Raw genomic sequence first — 18597 nt, forward strand, 5'->3', positions numbered from 1 at the left:
GCAGGTCCGACCGGCTCTCCACCCGCTTCCCACCCCTCGTTTTTTCTTCCGCTTCCGGAGAACCCCATGGAAATCCGCCCCATCCTCTCCACGCTGGCGCGCCACAAGATGGCGGCCGCGCTGATCGTGCTGGAGATCGCGCTGAGCTGCGCCATCATCTGCAACGCACTGTTCATCGTCACCCAGCGCCTGGAGACACTGAACCTGGCCAGCGGCATGGACGATGACCGGCTGGTCGAGATCGCCCTGAGCGGCATCGGCCAGCAGACCGACGCCGATGCCCGCACCGCGCAGGACCTGGCGTCGCTGCGCGCCATCCCCGGCGTGGAGCGCGTGGCCATCACCAACCAGCTGCCGTTCCAGAACGGCAGCTGGAACACCTCGCTCTCGCTCAGCGCCGAACAGGAAGTCCCCACCCTCAGCGCCACCCAGTACATGTTCGGCGAAGGCACGCTGGCATCCATGGGGCTGAAGCTGGTCGCCGGCCGCGACTTCAACGCCGACGAATACAAGAGCAGCGACGAGCTGAACAAGATCGAGGACGTGAGCAACCTGTCCTCGGCCATCCTGCTGAGCAAGGCCGCGGCCGACAAGATGTTCCCGGAAGGCGATGCGCTGGGCAAAACCGTGTACATGGCCAACATCCCGCTGACCATCGTCGGCGTGGTCGACACCCTGCTGCGGCCCAACCTGATGGGCGGCAACCGCACGTTCTCGGCGATCTTCCCGATCCGCATGAACTTCTCCAACAGCGGCCGTTACCTGATCCGGGTCAGCGACCCGGCACGCCGCGCCGAGGTGCTCGAACAGGCGCTGGCCGCGCTGGACAGGAACGACCCCAACCGCCTGGTCTGGCGCAAGCAGACCTACGAAGAGGGCCGCGCCAAGTACTTCGCCAACGACCGCGACATGATCGGCCTGCTGCTGATCGTCAGCGCCCTGCTGCTGCTGGTGACCGCGCTGGGCATCGTCGGCCTGGCCAGCTTCTGGGTGCAGCAGCGCACCAAGCAGATCGGCATCCGCCGCGCCCTCGGCGCGACCAAGGGCCAGATCCTGCGCTACTTCCAGACCGAGAACTTCCTGCTGGCGACCATCGGCATCATCGTCGGCATGCTGCTGGCGTACCTGCTGAACCAGTGGCTGATGGGGCGCTACGAGCTGCCGCGGCTGCCGCTGCTGTACCTGCCGCTCGGCGCCGCGGCGCTGTGGCTGCTGGGCCAGGTCGCAGTGTTCGGCCCGGCGCGCCGCGCCGCGGCGATCCCGCCGGCCGTCGCCACCCGCAGCACCTGACCACGGACGCCCTTCCCGCGGCGGCAGGACGCACGCGGGGAGGCAGGCCCGGGACCCGTCCCGGGCCACAGGGAACACCGCACCACGGGGAACCATATGCTCGGCTACTACCTGCAGCTCGCGCTGCGAAGCTTCCGCCGCAACAGGGTACTGACCACCTTGATGGTGGTGACGATCGGCATCGGCATCGGTGCGGCGATGACCACGCTGACGCTGTACAAGGTGCTGTCCGGCAACCCGATACCGGACAAGAGCACGCGCCTGTTCTACCCGCGGCTGGAGCCGCGCACGCTCGGCCGCGACGTCAGCCTTGACCCGGAGCCGATGGACCAGCTGACCCGCTTCGACGCCGAGGAACTGCTGCGGCAGAAGCGCGGCGTGCGCCAGGCGATGATGAGCGCCGGCGCGGTGACGGTCCTGCCCGAAGGCACCGCGGCGCAGCCCTTCCGTGCCGCATCGCGCTACACCTCGGCCGACTTCTTCACCATGTTCAACGCGCCGCTGCGCGCCGGCCGCGGGTGGAGCGCGGACGACGACGCCGCCCGCGCGCGGGTGGCGGTGATCGGCTCCGGGTTGGCCACGAAGCTGTTCGCCGACGCCGACCCGGTCGGGCGCGAGATCCGGCTGCCGCAGGGGGTGCTGCGTGTCATCGGGGTGATGGACGAATGGACGCTCAACCCGCGCTTCTACGACCTCAGCAACCGCCGCTTCGGCGGCGGCGAGCAGGTGTTCCTGCCGTTCTCCACCTCGCGCGACATGCGCCTGCCCACCCAGGGGAACATGAACTGCTGGGGCAACAGCAACAACGACCCGGAAGGCGCGCGCGGGCGCAACGCGCCATGCGCCTGGGTGCAGTACTGGGTGGAGCTGGAATCGCCCGGACAGGCTGCCGACTACCGCAAGTACCTGGCCGACTATTCGGACCAGCAGCGCGCCGCCGGCCGTTTCGAACGCCCGGCCAACGTGCGCCTGGACGACGTCATGGGCTGGCTCGACGTCAACCGCGTGGTGCCCAACGACGTGCGCATGCAGATGTGGCTGGCGTTCGGCTTCCTGCTGGTGTGCCTGCTCAACACCGTCGGCCTGCTGCTGGCCAAGTTCCTGCGCCGCAGTGGCGAGATCGGCGTGCGCCGTGCGCTCGGCGCCGCGCGCGGCGATATCTTCCGGCAATGCCTGGTGGAAGCCGGCGCCATCGGCCTGGCCGGCGGCCTGCTCGGCCTGGGCTTCGCCGCGCTGGGCCTGTGGCTGATCCGCCAGCAGCCGGACGATTACGCGCGGCTGGCGCAGATGGATACCGGCACCCTGCTGCTGACCGTGACCCTGGCGCTGGCCGCCAGCCTGCTTGCCGGCCTGCTGCCGGCCTGGCGCGCGATGCAGGTGCCGCCGGCGCTGCAGCTCAAGAGCCAGTGAAGCAGGAACGAGTGAAGAGGAGTGAGAAGTGAGAGAAGTCCAGATCAAGAGCACTTTCAATCAAGTCTGTCGTTTTTTCATGAGCAGTGATCACAGCTGAGAAATGAAGCAACGGCTTGCCGTCGCTTCTTCTCGCTCCTCACTCCTCTTTACTCATTCCTCGCTCCCGGAGATTCCCATGGAAATCCGTCCGATCCTCTCGATCCTCATGCGGCACAAGACCGCCGCGGCGCTGATCGTGCTGGAGATCGCCCTGAGCTGCGCGATCATCTGCAACGCGATCTTCGTGATCGGCAACCGCACCACGGAGATGCGCCGCGAAAGCGGCATCGCCGAGGACGAACTGGTCCATATCAGCGTCAGCAGCCTGCAACCGGACCGCAACCGCGACGCGATGCGGCGCGAGGACACCGCCACCCTGGCCGCCGTCCCCGGGGTCAGGTCGGTCAGCAGCGTCAACCAGCTGCCCTACGGCGACAACGTCTGGGCCTCTGGCATCAACCTGCGCCCGGGCCAGGCCGACGCGGTCGTCACCGCCTCCAACTACATGGACGACGGCCACCTGCTGCCCACCCTGGGCCTGCGCGTGGTGGAGGGCCGCGGCTTCAACCCGGACGAGTACCAGGACCAGGACGCCCTGGACGCACCGGGGCAGGCGCCGCAGGTGCCCGCCGTGCTGCTGAGCCGCGCGCTGGCCGCACGCCTGTTCCCCGGCGGGAGCGCGCTGGGCCGCGACATCTACGTGTGGGGCGACCAGCCCACCCGCGTGGTCGGCGTGGTCGACCGGCTGATCGCCCCCGGGCGCGGACGCATGTTCGAGGACAGCGACCACACCATGATCTTCCCGCTGTGGGTGTCCCAGGGCAGCTATGTCCTGCGTACCGACCCGGCCCGCCGCGACGAGGTGCTGACGGCCGCGGTGGCCGCGCTCACCCGCGCCGACCCCAACCGGATCGTCGACACCCGCAAGACCGTCAGCGAGATGCGCCGCGACTTCTACAGCCGTGACCGCGCGGTGATCTGGCTGCTGGTGAGCGTGTGCGTCGCACTGCTGGCGGTCACCGCGTTCGGCATCGTCGGCCTCGCCAGCTTCTGGGTGCAGCAGCGCACCCGCCAGATCGGCATCCGCCGCGCGCTGGGCGCCACCCGCACCCAGATCCTGCGCTACTTCCAGGCCGAGAATTTCATCCTTACCAGCACCGGCATCCTGATCGGGGTACTGCTGGCCTACACCTTGAACCTCACCCTGATGCGCCAGTACGAGCTGCCGCGCCTGCCCCTGGCCTACCTCCCGGCCAGCGCGCTGGTGCTATGGCTGCTGGGCCAGGTCGCGGTGTTCGGCCCGGCGCGCCGCGCCGCGGCGATCCCGCCCGCCGTCGCCACCCGCAGCGCCTGACCGGCGCAGGAGAAACCCGATGAAGACCCCGCTGTACCTGTTGCCCCTGCTGCTGGCGCCGGCCGTCCCGGCACTGGCGGCCGATGACCTGGCCACTACCATCGCCACGCTCGACCGCGCCGTGTTCGACAGCTTCAACCATTGCCAGGATCCGGCCCAGCTGGAGAAGCACGCCGGCTATTTCGACCCGGCGGTGGAGTTCTACCACGACACCGGCGGCGTCACCTGGACCCGCGAGGCCATGCTCGACAACACCCGCCGCCATGCCTGCGGCCGTTACACGCGCGAACTGATCGACGGCAGCCTGCAGGTGTTCCCGGTCAAGGATTTCGGCGCCATCGCCCAGGGCAGCCACCGCTTCTGCGACACCGCCAGCGGCAAGTGCGAGGGACTGGCCGACTTCGTCATGCTGTGGCGCCTGCACGATGGCCAGTGGTCGATCACCCGCGTGCTGAGCTACGGCCACCGCACGGCGCCCACCCCCGCGCAGCCATGAACTACACGCTGGAAACCGGCCTGCGTGGCTGCCTGCGGCATCCGCGGACAATGCTGCTGGCGGTCCTGACCCTGGCATTGGGGCTCGCATCGGTGATGACCATGCTGACGCTGTTGTCGGTGCTGTCGGCTGATCCGCTGCCCGGCATCAGCCACAGGCTCTACATCGCCTGGGCTGATTCGCGCCCGGCGCCACGCAGTGGCGAGAACGACACCATCGATGGCACTGGCGCCAGCGTACCGCCGCTTTGGAAGCTGCAGGACGTGCAGGCGATGCGTCACCAGCAGGCGGACGTCCGCCAGGTGGCGCTGCTGACCGCGCCGCTGTCGGTGAGCAATGCCGACGGCAGCAACACGCGCACCGCATCGGCGGTGCTGGCGGTAGGGCCCATGCTGTCGATGTTCGGCGTACCACTGCGCCATGGCCGTGCCTGGACGCCGGAGGAAGAACAGACGCGCGCGCCGGTAGTGGTGATCAGCCGCGCGCTGAGCCAGCGCCTGCTTGGCCGCGAAGACGGCACCGGTGCGGGGATCCGTCTCGGCCGCCATACATTCCAGGTGATCGGCATCAGCGAGCGCTGGGCACCACGCCCACGCCCACATTTCCTACCCGGCAACGATCCCGGTTGGCAGGGCCATGGCGACGAGATCTTCGTGCCGGCGATGGCCGCGGTGGACGCGGGCGTGGAGGTCACCAGTACACGCCAATGCGATGGGGGGGGCTTCGATGGCTTCCGCTTCGACGAAATCAACATCGACAACTGCCGGTGGCTGGTGCTGTGGGCCGAGCTGCTGGATGGGGTTCAGCATGAAGCGTATGCACGCAGTCTGCAGGCGTTCGCAGCGCAGCGGCGGGCCAGTGGGGCCTTCGAGCGCGCTGCCGACACGACCCTGCGGCCCATGGGCGAATGGCTGCGCTTCAACCGCGTCGTGCCCGACAGCGTGCGCCTGAACCTGTGGCTGGCCGCCGGCTTGCTGGCCTTGTGCCTGGTCAATGTCGCCGGCCTGTTGGCCGCGCGCTTCCTGCGCCGTGCCGGCGAGCACGGCGTACGCCGTGTACTCGGTGCGCCACGGCGCTCGATCATCGCCGCCTGCCTGGTGGAAGCCGGACTGGCCGGAGTGCTGGGGGGCGTACTCGCATTGCCGTTGACACTGGGCGGGCTGTGGCTGATGCGCCAACAGGGTGAGGCGTATGCACCACTGGCGCGCTTCAGCCTCCCACTGTTCCTTGCCTTGCTGGCGCTGGCACTGCTCACCGGCCTGCTGGTGGGATTGCTGCCTGCGCTGCGCGCGGCCCGGCAGGAGCCGGCGCTGCAGGTCAAGACGCTCTAAGGAAGACCAGCATGTTCCCTCTGTTGTCCGCGCTGCGCCGCAACCCATTGATGCCCCGGCTGATCGTGCTGCAGGTCATGGTGGCCAGCGCGATCCTCTGCAACACCCTGTTCCTGCTGGGCCAGCAAGCCGCCCCCTTGCTGGTGGATGATGGCCTGGCAGGCGATGAACTGGTGATCGTCGACCAACTGGTCAGCCGCGGTGCGCCATGGACCCCCGCGCAGGTCCGTGCAGGTCGCGATGCCCTTGCATCGATCGCCGGCGTCCGCGCCGCCAGCGCCGCGTCCGGCGTACCAATGCGCCAGACGCTGACCCTGGCCTTCGAGCTCAAGTCAGCCGACGGCACGATGCTGGCGACCACCGGCTATGTCGGTGAGCGCCTGCTGGAGACTTTCGGCCTGCGCCTGACCCGCGGACGCGACTTCCTGGACACCGAGTACCGCGACATCCGCATGGCCGACGACATGCATACGCCGATCATCATCACCGAAGCGCTGGCGCGGGCGTTGCTGGGGGATGCCGATCCCGTTGGAGCAACGTTGCGGTCGAGCGAAGACAAAGGCAGCTACAGGGTCGTGGGTGTCGTCGCCCATCTCATGCGCTACCAGCTGTCGGAACTTGACGACGGAAAGGCGGAATACTCGATCATCATCCCCGGCATTCTCGACGGCATGCCCATCGCCAGCTATGTGCTGCGCACCGCCCCCGGCAACCGCGAAGCGCTGCGTGCGCAGGTGTCGAAGGTGCTGGACCAGCACTTCTCCGGGCGGCTGGTCGCGGGCATCGCGCCGGTGGTGGCCGACTATGAACGCCTGCGGGACGACGGACTGCGCACCCGGCGCGCGGCGGTCTGGCTGCTGTCCACGGTGAACGCCGTGGTCGCCACGATCACCCTGATCGGCATCGCCAGCCTCAGTGGCTACTGGATCCAGCAGCGCACACGCCAGATTGGCATACGCCGCGCCCTGGGGGCCACGCGCGGACAGATCCTGCGTCACTTCCTGGCCGAGAACCTGGTGCTGGTCGGTGTGGGGTTGGCGCTGGGCCTGCTCCTGGCGCTGGGCATCAATCAATGGCTGATGCAGCATTACGAGTTGGCACGGCTGCCGTTACCCTACCTGCCGGCGGCGGCGGTGTTGCTGCTGGCGCTGGGACAGCTGGCGGTTGCCGGCCCGGCGCACCGCGCAGCGGGGCTGCCGCCTGCCAGCGCGGCCCGCAGTGTGTAAGGCCGGCGCTCCCCCAACCCCTTCTTTCCTGCAAGGCCCCGAATGCCGCAGATACTGATCATCGACGACAACGCCGCCGTGGCCACCGCGCTGGACGTGCTGTTTTCGCTGCACGACATCGAGACGCGCCATGCGTGCTCGCCCGCGCAGGGGCTGGCGATGCTCGCCGAACAGGAGTTCGACCTGGTCATCCAGGACATGAACTTCACCGCCGACACCACGTCCGGCGAAGAGGGACAGGTGCTGTTCCGGCAGATCCGCGACAGCTGGCCGGACCTGCCGGTGATCCTGCTGACCGCGTGGACCCACCTGGACAGCGCGGTGGAACTGGTCAAGGCCGGTGCCGCCGACTACCTGGCCAAGCCCTGGGACGACGGGCGCCTGCTGACCACGGTCAATAACCTGCTGGAGCTGGCCGAGACCCGCCGCGAACTGAGCCGCCGCCGCCAGCGCGAGCTCAAGCAGCGCCAGAGCCTGCACGAACGCTACGACCTGGCCGGGGTGGTATTCGCCGACCCGGCCAGCGAGCGGGTCATCAGCCTTGCCTGCCAGGTCGCGCGCTCGGACCTGCCGGTGCTGATCACTGGCCCCAACGGCGCCGGCAAGGAGAAGATCGCCGAGATCATCCAGGCCAACTCCGGCAAGCGCGGCGGCGCGTTCGTCGCGCTCAACTGCGGCGCGATCCCGGCCGAGCTGATCGAGGCCGAACTGTTCGGCGCCGAGGCCGGCGCCTACACCGGCGCCAACAAGGCGCGCGAAGGCAAGTTCGAGGCCGCCGACGGCGGCACCCTGTTCCTGGACGAGATCGGCAACCTGTCGCTGGCCGGGCAGATGAAGCTGCTGCGCGTGCTCGAGACCGGCCGCTTCGAGCGCCTGGGGTCCAACCGCGAGCGCCAGGTGAAGGTGCGCGTGGTCAGCGCCACCAACGCCGACCTGCCGGCGATGATCCGCGACGGCAGCTTCCGCGAGGACCTGTATTACCGGCTCAACACGGTGGAACTCGCCCTGCCGGCATTGGCCGAGCGCCGCGAGGACATCCTGCCGCTGGCCCGCCACTTCCTCGGCGACGAGGGCAAGCCGCTGTCGCCGCAGGCCGCGCAGGCGTTGCAGCGGCATACCTGGCCCGGCAACGTGCGCGAGCTGCGCAACGTGATCCAGCGCGCCAGCCTGCTTGCGCAGGGGCCGCGGATCGAAGTGGCCGACCTGAACCTGCCGCGTGCGCCGCAGCGGCCCATCGCGCAGGCGGACGAACCTGACCGCGCGCGCATCGTCGGCGCGCTGGAGCGCGCCGGCGGGGTCATCGCCCAGGCGGCGGCGGACCTGGGCCTGAGCCGGCAGGCGCTGTACCGGCGCATGGACCGCCACGGCATCCCGCGCGACTGACATGCACATGCTGAGAACCCGCTCCTTCACCTTCCGCCTGTTCCTGCGCCTGTTGCCGGTGCTGGGCCTGGCCGCGGCGCTGCCGTGGCTGCTGGCTTACTGGATGGACCGCGGCTGGGTGGTCACCGTGGTTTCCACGGTGCTGCTGCTGTCGCTGATGTGGTGGACGCTGCGCCGCGCCACCGCGCCGATCCGGTCGCTGCTGCGCTCGCTGGCGGGCATCACCAGCAGCTACCGCGACGGCGAGTACAACTTCGGCGTGCACTGGCGCGGCGACGACGAGCTCGCGCAGCTGGTCAAGGCGCATGCCGAGCTCGGCGACGTGCTGCGCGAGCAGCGCCAGGCGCTGGTGCAGCGCGAGCTGCTGCTCGACACCATGGTGCAGAACACGCCGGTGGCGATGCTGCTGCTGGCCGATGGCGGCGATGGCGTGCAGCGCGTGGCGTTCTCCAACATCTCCGCGCGCAAGCTGCTGCACGGCGGCTGGAAGCTGGAAGGCAAGCGCATGCACGAGCTGCTGGAAAACATGCCGGTGGAGCTGCGCAATGCCATCGCCCGCGGCGGCGACAGCCTGTTCGCGGTGCGCGAGGCCGACGGCGACGAGGACGACGAGCAGATCTACCACCTGTCGCGGCGCAGCTTCCATCTCAACGGCCGCCCGCACGACCTGCTGCTGTTGCGCCTGCTCACCGCCGAGCTGCGGCGCCAGGAAGTGCAGACCTGGAAGAAGGTGATCCGCGTCATCAGCCACGAGCTCAACAACTCGCTGGCACCGATCGCCTCGCTCGCGCATTCGGGCGCCGAGCTGGTGCGGCGCGGGCGCATCGAGCGGCTGGAGGACATCTTCGGCACGGTCGAGGAACGCGCGCGGCACCTGGAGGGTTTCATCCGTGGCTACGCGCGCTTCGCCAAGCTGCCGCAGCCGCAGCTGCAGACCGTGGCCTGGGGGCCGTTCCTGCGCGGGCTGCAGCAGCAGATCCCGTTCCGCATGGTGCCGCCGCCCGAGGACCTGTGCAGCCGGGTCGATCCGGCGCAGTTCTCGCAGGCGCTGCTCAACCTGCTCAAGAACGCGCACGAGGCCAGCAGCGACAACGGCGTCACCGAGGACACGGTCGAGGTACGGCTGGCGCGGCTGCCGCATTGGCTGCGCATCGAGGTGCTGGACCGCGGCACCGGCATGAATGAAGCGGTGCTGCAGAACGCGCTGATGCCGTTCTATTCGACCAAGCGCAACGGCACCGGCCTGGGCCTGGCATTGACCCGCGAAATCGTGGAAGCGCACGACGGCCGCATCTCCCTGCAGAACCGCAACGACGGCGGTCTGTGCGTAACGCTGCTGCTGCCGGCCGGCGGCTGACCCGCGGCGGCGCGCCTGCCGCATCGCGCTAGCGTGCGTCGCCGGCGATGGCGGTTGCCGCGGTGGCTGCCGGCACCTGCCCGGCGTACCGATACCACGCGCCGCACCCGTATACCCGCGGCGCTGCCCGGCGCGCGTCGCTACCCGGCCGGCATTGCGGGCCGGCACTGCGATGGACGCCGCCGACAGTGGGCACTACGCGCACAACCGGTGCCGCCCGCGCATTGCCGCCGCGGCCGCGGCCGGCAGGTCAGGTCTTCTTCTGCGGGCGCTTCCAGCCTTCGATGGTCTGCTGGCGGCTGCGCGCCACCGTCAGCCGGTCCTCCGGCGCATCGCGGGTGACCACCGAGCCGGCGGCGATGGTGGCGCCGTCGCCCAGCGTCACCGGCGCCACCAGCGAGCTGTTGGAGCCGACGAACACGCGGTCGCCGATACGGGTCTGGAACTTGTTCACGCCATCGTAGTTGCAGGTGATGGTGCCGGCGCCGATGTTGCTGCCGCTGCCGATCACCGCATCGCCCAGGTAGGTGAGGTGGTTGGCCTTGCTGCCCTTGCCCAGCGTCGCGTTCTTGGTCTCGACGAAGTTGCCCACGTGCACGCCGTCGGCCAGCACCGTGCCCGGGCGCAGCCGGGCGAACGGGCCGATCAGCGCGGCGCCGTCGCTGACCACGCCGTCCAGGTCGCAGTGCGGCCGCACCTGGGTGCCGGCACCGAGCTTGACGTCCTTCAGCCGTACGAAGGCGCCGATGGTGACGCCATCGCCCAGCTCGACCTCGCCCTCCAGCACCACGTTGGCGTCGATCTGCACGTCGCGGCCGACCTTGACCGTGCCGCGCTGGTCGAAGCGCGACGGATCGAGCAGGCGCACGCCCTGTTCGCACAGCGCACGCGCCGCGCGCAGCTGCCAGGCCCGCTCGAGCTGCGCCAGCTGCCAGGAATCATTGGCGCCCTCGGCTTCCTGCGGGTCGGCCACGTGCACCAGCAGCGCCGGGGTGTACTCGGCGGCCGCCGCGGCGAACACATCGGTCAGGTAGTACTCGCCCTGTGCGTTGGCGTTGGACAGGCCCGACAGCCAGCGCCGCAACGCGGTCGATTCGGCGGTGATGATGCCGGTGTTCACGGTGCGGATGCGCTTCTGCTCGTCGTTGGCATCCTTCTGTTCGACGATGGCCGCGACCTTGCCTTCGGCATCGCGCACCACGCGGCCGTAACCACCCGGGTCGTCGAGTTCGGCCACCAGCACCGCGAGCCGCGGCGCGTCGTGCAGCAGCGCGCGCAGGGTATCGGCACGGATCAGCGGCACGTCGCCGTACAGCACCAGCACCTGCGCGGTATCCGGTACCGCCGGCATCGCCTGCAGCACGGCGTGGCCGGTGCCCAGCTGCTGCACCTGCTCCGCCCAGGCCAGGTCGTCCTGGCCGGCGAAGGCGGCGCGCACGGCCTCGCCCCCGTGGCCGTGCACCACGTGGATGCCGGCAGGCTGCAGCTGGCGCGCGGTCTCGATCACGTGCGCGAGCATCGGCCGCCCCGCCACCGGTTGCAGCACCTTGGGCAGGGCCGATTTCATGCGCTTGCCGGCGCCGGCGGCGAGGATGATGACGTGCAGCGGGTGGCTCATCGGCAGGCTTCCGGTAATCGATGCAGGGATTCTAAGAAGGCACCGGCAGGCCGTCGAGCGCGGTGGCGCGGCACCACCGGGCATGTGCGTGGCAGGCCTGCGGCGCGCCTGCCGCTGGCCCCGTGCGTCAGGCGCATGATCGCCGCGGGAAATCCCGCAGCTGGACGATGCCCCGCGCAGGGCGCGCGACCACTGCAGCGCAGGTGCCCCGCGCGCGCCATGGGCATGCGGCCGCCGCCAGCGGGTAGCATGGGCGCCTTTCCCTGCCTGCGTTCATCCCGATGACCCTGTTGCGACAAGGCGGTCGCTATATCGCCGCCGGCCTGATGCAGTTGCTGCTGGACTGGCTGGTGTTCGTGGCGGCCACCGCCGCCGGCCTGCCGCCGGTGCCCGGCAACCTGCTCGGGCGCGGCAGCGGTGCCCTGCTCGGCTTCTGGCTCAATGGCCGCTATACCTTCCCGCGCGCGGACGGACGCCGCCACGGCTGGAAGCACTTCGCCCGCTTCCTCGCGTTGTGGCTGCTGATGACCGCCGCCAGCAGCGGGCTGCTGGCATGGACCACGCATGCGCTGGGGCTGCAGATGGCATGGCTGGCCAAACCGCTGGTGGAAGGCGGACTGGCGGTGCTGAACTTCTTCCTGCTGCGCCACGTGGTCTACCGTTGACCGAAGCGAGGTGCGTGCCGGGCAAGCCCGGCACCTACGGGGCGGCGTAGGCGGTGAGACGCCATGCAGGCCCGGTTGCTCGATGGGGATGCGGGGTTCGCTCCGCAGGGGGGCTTTCCGGCGAGGTGCGTGCCGGGCAAGCCCGGCACCTACGGGGGCGACATGCCCGGCGAGGCGCGGTGCCGGTCTGAATGCTTGATGGGGATGCGGGGTTCGCTCCGCAGGGGGGCTTTCCGGCAAGGCGCGTGCCGGGCGAGCCCGGCACCTACGGGGGCGACATGCCCGGCGAGGCGCGGTGCAGACCCTGTTGCTCGATGGGGATACGGGGTTCGCTCCGCAGGGGGACTTTCCGGCTAGGTGCGTGCCGGGCGAGCCCGGCACCTGCGGGCGGGCAGCCAACGAAAAACGCCGGGCAAGCCCGGCGTTTTTCGTTACCTCGACCGCACCGTGCTCAGTGCTTGAGGTTGCGGCGCAGGCGCTCCAGCGCCTGCAGCTGCGCGGTGACTTCGGCCAGGCGCTGCTGCGCCTCGGCCAGCTCCATGGCTTCGCCACGGTTGGCCAGCACGCGCTCGGCTTCTTCCTTGGCCTTGCGCACCGCCGCCTCGTCGATGTCGGTGGCGCGGATGGCGGTGTCGGCCAGCACGGTCACGACCTGCGGCTGCACTTCCAGGATGCCGCCGGAGATGGCGAAGTCCAGGTGCTCGCCGGCGGCGGTGGTGACCACGACCTTGCCCGGCTTCAGGCGGGTGATCAGCGGCGCATGCTTGGGCGCGATGCCCAGCTCGCCCAGCTCACCGGTGGCCACGACCAGGGTCGCTTCGCCGCTGAAGATCTGCTGCTCGGCACTGACGATGTCGCAACGGATGGTGCTCATGGAACTCTCTTCGCCTGGTTGGGTGGGCCTGCGCCCACCGCAGGATGCCGCAGAGGCGGAGCGGACTCCGCCTCACGCCGGAATTAGGCCTTTTCGGCCATCTTCTTGGCCTTCTCGACCGCTTCTTCGATGCCGCCGACCATGTAGAACGCCTGCTCCGGCAGGTGGTCGTACTCGCCATCGACGATGGCCTTGAAGCCACGGATGGTTTCCTTCAGCGGCACGTACTTGCCCGGCGAGCCGGTGAACACTTCGGCCACGTGGAACGGCTGGCTGAAGAAGCGCTCGATCTTGCGCGCGCGCGACACGGCCTGCTTGTCTTCCTCGGACAGTTCGTCCATGCCCAGGATGGCGATGATGTCCTTCAGCTCCTTGTACTTCTGCAGGGTCTGCTGGACGCGCTGGGCGGTTTCGTAATGCTCGTTGCCGATGACCTGCGGGTCCATCTGGCGCGAGGTGGAATCCAGCGGGTCCACCGCCGGGTAGATGCCCAGCGAGGCGATCGAGCGCGACAGGGTCACGGTCGAGTCGAGGTGGGCGAAGGTGGTGGCCGGCGACGGGTCGGTCAGGTCGTCCGCGGGCACGTACACGGCCTGGATCGAGGTGATCGAACCGGTCTTGGTCGAGGTGATGCGTTCCTGCAGGACGCCCATTTCCTCGGCCAGGGTCGGCTGGTAGCCCACCGCCGACGGCATGCGGCCCAGCAGCGCGGACACTTCGGTACCGGCCAGCGTGTAGCGGTAGATGTTGTCGACGAACAGCAGCACGTCCTTGCCCTTGCCGTTGGCGTCCTTCTCGTCGCGGAAGTACTCGGCCATGGTCAGGCCGGTCAGGGCGACGCGCAGGCGGTTGCCCGGCGGCTCGTTCATCTGGCCGTACACCATCGCCACCTTGTCCAGGACGTTGGAGTCCTTCATCTCGTGGTAGAAGTCGTTGCCCTCGCGGGTACGCTCGCCCACGCCGGCGAACACGGACAGACCCGAGTGCGCCTTGGCGATGTTGTTGATCAGCTCCATCATGTTGACGGTCTTGCCGACGCCGGCACCGCCGAACAGGCCGACCTTGCCGCCCTTGGCGAACGGGCACATCAGGTCGATGACCTTGATGCCGGTTTCCAGCAGTTCGGTCGAGGACGACTGGTCTTCGTACGACGGCGCGGCGCGGTGGATTTCCCACGAATCGGACGCGGCGACCGGGCCGGCCTCGTCGATCGGGCGACCCAGCACGTCCATGATGCGGCCCAGGGTGCCGGCGCCGACCGGCACCGAGATGGCGCGGCCGGTGTTGTTGGCGACCAGGCCACGCTTCAGGCCATCGGTGGAACCCAGCGCGATGGCACGGACGATGCCGTCGCCAAGCTGCTGCTGGACTTCCAGGGTGATGTCGGTGTTCTCGACCTTCAGCGCGTCGTACACCTTCGGCACGTCGCTGCGCGGGAATTCGACGTCGACGACGGCGCCGATGATCTGAACGATCTTGCCCTGACTCATTGCTGCATCCTCTAATTAAATGCTTTGACTGTGCGCGTCAGACTGCTGCCGCGCCGCCGACGATTTCGGAGATTTCCTGGGTGATCGCTGCCTGGCGGGCCTTGTTGTAGACCAGCTGCAGGGTTCCGATCAGCTTGTTCGCGTTGTCGCTTGCCGCCTTCATCGCCACCATGCGTGCCGCGTGCTCGGAAGCAACGTTCTCCAGCACGGCCTGGTACACCAGCGACTCGATGTAGCGCGTGATCACGTGCTCGAGCACGGTCGCGGCATCGGGTTCGTACAGGTAGTCCCAGTCGTGCGAGGCGACCTGCGTGTCGCTGGCCGGCAACGGCAGCAGCTGGTCGAAGGACGCCTTCTGCGTCATCGTGTTGATGAAGCGGTTGTAGACCAGGTACACGCGATCGACCTTGCCTTCGGTGAAGGCGTCGAGCATCACCTTGATCACGCCGATCAGCGTCTCCAGCTTCGGCTGGTCGCCGATGTGGGTGACGCTGCCGACCATGTTCACGTTGACCCGGCGGAAGAACACGCTGGCCTTCTGGCCGATGGTCACCATGTCGATCTCGGCGCCCTTTTCCTGCCAGCCGCGCATTTCGGCCACGGCCTTGCGGAACAGGTTGTTGTTCAGGCCGCCGGCCAGGCCGCGATCCGAGGAGATCACGATGTAACCCACGCGCTTGACGTTGTCGCGCTCGACCAGGAACGGATGCTGGAAGTCGGTGCTGGCCTGGGCCAGGTGGCCGATCACCTGCTTCATCGCCTGCGCGTACGGACGCGAGGTCTTCATCCGATCCTGCGCCTTGCGGATCTTGGAGGCGGAGACCATCTCGAGCGCGCGCGTCACCTTGCGGGTGTTCTGCACGCTCTTGATCTTGGTTTTGATTTCGCGTCCGCTTGCCATCTCTTATTCCCATGGAGCGGGGGCCTTCCCCCGCTGTGTCACAGTGAAGCGGGGCCAAGGCCCCGCTCTACGTGCGGCTTACCAGCTGCCGGTGGTCTTGAACTCGGAGATGCCCTTCTTGAAGGCGGCTTCGATCTCGTCGTTCCAGGCGCCGGTGGCGTTGATCTTGGCGGTCAGCTCGCCGGCGGTGTTGGCGAAGTGGGCGTGCAGGCCCTCTTCGAACGCCAGCAGCTTGTTGACCGGCACGTCGTCCAGGTAACCCTCGTTGACGGCGTAGATCGACAGCGCCTGGTTGGCGATGGACATCGGCGCGTACTGCTTCTGCTTCATCAGCTCGGTGACGCGCTGGCCACGCTCCAGCTGCTTGCGGGTGGCTTCGTCCAGGTCCGAGGCGAACTGCGCGAACGCCGCCAGCTCACGGTACTGGGCCAGCGAGATGCGGATGCCGCCGGACAGCTTCTTGATGATCTTGGTCTGGGCCGAGCCACCGACGCGCGACACCGAGATACCGGCGTTCACGGCCGGGCGGATGCCGGCGTTGAACAGGTCGGTTTCCAGGAAGATCTGGCCGTCGGTGATCGAGATCACGTTGGTCGGGACGAACGCGGACACGTCGCCGGCCTGGGTCTCGATGATCGGCAGCGCGGTCAGCGAACCGGTCTTGCCGGTGACCTTGCCCTCGGTGAACTTCTCGACGTACTCCTCGGACACGCGGGCGGCGCGTTCCAGCAGGCGCGAGTGCAGGTAGAACACGTCGCCCGGGTAGGCTTCGCGGCCCGGCGGACGCTTCAGCAGCAGCGAGATCTGGCGGTAGGCCACGGCCTGCTTGGACAGGTCGTCGTACACGATCAGCGCGTCTTCGCCGCGATCCATGAAGTACTCGCCCATGGTGCAGCCGGCGTAGGCGCTGATGTACTGCATCGCAGCCGACTCGGAAGCGGTGGCGGCCACGACCACGGTATGGGCCAGCGCGCCGTTCTCTTCCAGCTTGCGCACGATGTTGGCCACGGTCGAGGCCTTCTGGCCGATCGCGACGTACACGCACTTGATGCCGGTGCCCTTCTGGTTGATCACCGCGTCGATCGCCATGGCGGTCTTGCCGGTCTGGCGGTCACCGATGATCAGCTCGCGCTGGCCACGGCCGATCGGGATCATCGAGTCGACCGACTTGTAGCCGGTCTGCACCGGCTGGTCGACGGACTTGCGCCAGATCACGCCCGGGGCAACGCGCTCCACCGGAGCGGTCAGCGAGGTGCCCAGCGGGCCCTTGCCGTCGATCGGCTCGCCCAGCGCGTTGACCACGCGGCCGAGCATTTCCGGACCCACCGGCACTTCCAGGATGCGGCCGGTGGTCTTGGCCACGTCGCCTTCGCGCAGGTGCTCGTAGTCGCCCAGCACCACGGCGCCGACCGAGTCGCGCTCCAGGTTCAGCGCCAGCGCGTAGGTGTTGTTCGGCAGCTCGATCATTTCGCCCTGCATCACGTCGGCCAGGCCGTAGATGCGCACGATGCCGTCGGACACCGAGGTCACGGTGCCTTCGTTGCGCGATTCCGCGGACAGCGCGACCTTCTCGATGCGGTTCTTGATCAGTTCGCTGATTTCGGAGGGGTTGAGCGTGGTAGCCATCGTCAAGTCCTAGTGCCGGCGATCAAGCCGGACGATAAGTGAATTCAGTTTGCGAGCGCGGTCTGCAGGCGCGACAGCTTGCCCTTGAGCGAACCATCGATGACCACGTCGCCGGCATCGATCACGGCGCCGCCGATCAGCGAAGCGTCCACCGCGGTCGACACCTCGACGTCGCGGCCGAAGCGGCGACGCAGCGCGAGCTTGATCTTTTCCAGCTCGTCGGCCGACAGCGCGGCCGCCGAGGTGACGGTGGCCTTGACCACGTTCTCGGCTTCGGCGCGCAGCTGGTCGAACAGGCCGGCGATCTCCGGCAGCTGCTGCAGGCGGTGCGATTCGGCCAGCAGGTTCAGGAAGCGGCCGTAGGTTTCGCCCGCCGCTTCCGGGGCCAACAGGGCCACGGCGTCGCCGCGGGCCAGCTCCGGATTGGACAGCAGGGCCGACACGCGCGGATCGGCGGCAACGCGGGCGGAGAACGCAAGCGCTTCGGACCACGGCGCGAACTTGCCTTCCTCGCGCGCAATCGCGAACGCGGCGCGGGCATACGGGCGGGCAAGCGTGAGGGCCTGGCTCATCTATCAGATCTCCGCGGCCAGCTCGTCGAGCAGCGCCTTGTGGGCGTTGGCGTCGATTTCGCGCTTGAGCAGCTTCTCGGCACCGGTCACGGCCAGCACGGACACCTGCTTGCGCAGGTCTTCGCGGGCGCGGTTGGCGGCGGCGTCGATTTCAGCCTGGGCCAATTCTTTCTGGCGGTTGGCTTCGGCGATGGCTTCGTTCTTGGCGGCCTCGACGATCTGGTTGGCGCGGGCATGGGCCTGGTCGATGATCTCGTTGGCCTTGCCACGGGCTTCCTTCAGCGCCTCGTTGACCTTCACTTCCGCCTGGGCCAGGTCTTTCTGGCTGCGATCGGCCGCGGCGAGGCCTTCGGCGATCTTCTGCTGGCGCTCTTCGATGGCCTTCATCAGCGGCGGCCAGATCTTGGTCGCGATGATCCAGATCAGCGCGGCAAAGGCCAGTGCCTGTGCAAAGAGGGTGAGATTGATATTCATGGGTTAGCTCGATCGCTGGTGTCGGGGTGGTTGCGCCGCCGTGGCGGCGCAACCGGACCTTCATCCGAAGCCGGATGCCCGCAGGCACCCGGCCGTCTCACTTCAGCTGGATCAGCCCGCCAGCTTGGCGGCTTCGGCCAGCAGGGCAGCGGCCAGCGGGTTGGCGAAGGCCAGCAGCAGGCCGACGGCGACCGAGATGATGAACGCGGCGTCGATCAGGCCGGCGGTGATGAACATGCGGACCTGCAGGACCGGGATCAGTTCCGGCTGGCGGGCAGCCGATTCCAGGAACTTACCAGCCATGATGGCCAGACCCAGACCGGCGCCCAGCGCGGCCAGGCCGATCATGATGCCGACGGCAAGGGCGGTGGAGCTCTGAACTTGGGCGAGATTGGTCAGGACGGCGAAGTACATGGTTTTCTCCGAGAACTAAGGGTAGCTAAGGGTGATGAAACGGATGAAGGTTGGAACTGGTTGAAGCTTGTAGC

General features: G+C 68.4%; 17 protein-coding genes. 9 read left to right on the top strand and 8 right to left on the bottom strand.

The features are described from left to right. The first annotated feature begins 66 nt into the window (after positions 1-66). The 8 genes from AC06E6_RS09690 (at position 67) to AC06E6_RS09725 (ending at position 9889) form a co-directional block, all read left to right on the top strand. Positions 67-1290, top strand: a complete 1224-nt coding sequence (locus AC06E6_RS09690; protein ID WP_478061135.1) for an ABC transporter permease — start codon at positions 67-69, stop codon at positions 1288-1290. Positions 1291-1386: 96 nt separating this feature from the next. Then, on the top strand, positions 1387-2700 hold the full coding sequence (locus AC06E6_RS09695) for an ABC transporter permease (RefSeq protein ID WP_478061137.1): 1314 nt from the start codon (positions 1387-1389) through the stop codon (positions 2698-2700). A 178-nt stretch (positions 2701-2878) separates the two neighbouring features. Further along, entirely contained in the window at positions 2879-4096 is a 1218-nt protein-coding gene (locus AC06E6_RS09700) for an ABC transporter permease (RefSeq protein ID WP_478061139.1), read from the top strand. 19 nt (positions 4097-4115) lie between these two features. Continuing rightward, positions 4116-4592, top strand: a complete 477-nt coding sequence (locus tag AC06E6_RS09705; RefSeq protein ID WP_202626394.1) for a nuclear transport factor 2 family protein — start codon at positions 4116-4118, stop codon at positions 4590-4592. Further along, positions 4589-5923: an ABC transporter permease gene (locus tag AC06E6_RS09710; RefSeq protein WP_313256446.1), complete on the top strand. Its 1335-nt coding sequence runs from the start codon at positions 4589-4591 to the stop codon at positions 5921-5923. The genes AC06E6_RS09705 and AC06E6_RS09710 overlap by 4 nt, the downstream gene beginning before the upstream one ends. Positions 5924-5946: 23 nt before the next feature. Beyond that, on the top strand, positions 5947-7149 hold the full coding sequence (locus AC06E6_RS09715) for an ABC transporter permease (protein WP_478061141.1): 1203 nt from the start codon (positions 5947-5949) through the stop codon (positions 7147-7149). A gap of 42 nt (positions 7150-7191) precedes the next feature. Further along, positions 7192-8532 carry a sigma-54-dependent transcriptional regulator gene (locus AC06E6_RS09720; protein ID WP_104937933.1) on the top strand — a complete coding sequence of 447 codons (1341 nt, stop codon included), beginning with the start codon at positions 7192-7194 and terminating at the stop codon, positions 8530-8532. Positions 8533-8542: 10 nt separating this feature from the next. Then, positions 8543-9889 carry a sensor histidine kinase gene (locus AC06E6_RS09725; RefSeq protein WP_104940092.1) on the top strand — a complete coding sequence of 449 codons (1347 nt, stop codon included), beginning with the start codon at positions 8543-8545 and terminating at the stop codon, positions 9887-9889. A 250-nt stretch (positions 9890-10139) separates the two neighbouring features. On the opposite strand, the gene glmU is transcribed toward AC06E6_RS09725, so the two are convergent. After that, positions 10140-11507, bottom strand: a complete 1368-nt coding sequence (glmU, locus tag AC06E6_RS09730; RefSeq protein ID WP_478061142.1) for a bifunctional UDP-N-acetylglucosamine diphosphorylase/glucosamine-1-phosphate N-acetyltransferase GlmU — start codon at positions 11505-11507, stop codon at positions 10140-10142. 281 nt (positions 11508-11788) lie between these two features. On the opposite strand from glmU, the gene AC06E6_RS09735 reads away from it, so the two are divergent. Further along, the gene (locus AC06E6_RS09735) at positions 11789-12172 is read left to right on the top strand and encodes a GtrA family protein (RefSeq protein ID WP_104937931.1); all 384 of its coding nucleotides are present in this window, start codon (positions 11789-11791) and stop codon (positions 12170-12172) included. A gap of 451 nt (positions 12173-12623) precedes the next feature. Here AC06E6_RS09735 and AC06E6_RS09740 read toward each other — a convergent pair whose 3' ends face one another. The 7 genes from AC06E6_RS09740 to atpE all read right to left on the bottom strand — a co-directional run bounded on the left by AC06E6_RS09740 (position 12624) and on the right by atpE (position 18523). After that, positions 12624-13046: a F0F1 ATP synthase subunit epsilon gene (locus tag AC06E6_RS09740; protein WP_054661996.1), complete on the bottom strand. Its 423-nt coding sequence runs from the start codon at positions 13044-13046 to the stop codon at positions 12624-12626. A gap of 83 nt (positions 13047-13129) precedes the next feature. After that, positions 13130-14536 (bottom strand): F0F1 ATP synthase subunit beta, encoded by a 1407-nt coding sequence (gene atpD, locus AC06E6_RS09745; protein WP_104937930.1) that lies wholly within the window; start codon positions 14534-14536, stop codon positions 13130-13132. A 37-nt stretch (positions 14537-14573) separates the two neighbouring features. Next, positions 14574-15437, bottom strand: coding sequence for a F0F1 ATP synthase subunit gamma (gene atpG / locus AC06E6_RS09750; RefSeq protein WP_104937929.1), 864 nt, complete (start codon positions 15435-15437; stop codon positions 14574-14576). Positions 15438-15515: 78 nt separating this feature from the next. Then, positions 15516-17063, bottom strand: coding sequence for a F0F1 ATP synthase subunit alpha (gene atpA, locus AC06E6_RS09755; protein ID WP_104937928.1), 1548 nt, complete (start codon positions 17061-17063; stop codon positions 15516-15518). A gap of 44 nt (positions 17064-17107) precedes the next feature. Further along, complete coding sequence (locus AC06E6_RS09760) at positions 17108-17635, bottom strand: F0F1 ATP synthase subunit delta (RefSeq protein ID WP_104937927.1); 528 nt, start codon at positions 17633-17635, stop codon at positions 17108-17110. A 3-nt stretch (positions 17636-17638) separates the two neighbouring features. Beyond that, positions 17639-18109 carry a F0F1 ATP synthase subunit B gene (locus AC06E6_RS09765; protein ID WP_104937926.1) on the bottom strand — a complete coding sequence of 157 codons (471 nt, stop codon included), beginning with the start codon at positions 18107-18109 and terminating at the stop codon, positions 17639-17641. A 111-nt stretch (positions 18110-18220) separates the two neighbouring features. Continuing rightward, positions 18221-18523 (bottom strand): F0F1 ATP synthase subunit C, encoded by a 303-nt coding sequence (gene atpE, locus AC06E6_RS09770; protein ID WP_054661978.1) that lies wholly within the window; start codon positions 18521-18523, stop codon positions 18221-18223. Positions 18524-18597: the final 74 nt, after the last annotated feature.

This window comes from Stenotrophomonas sp. Steno-Z10-HUANG, assembly GCF_056393075.1.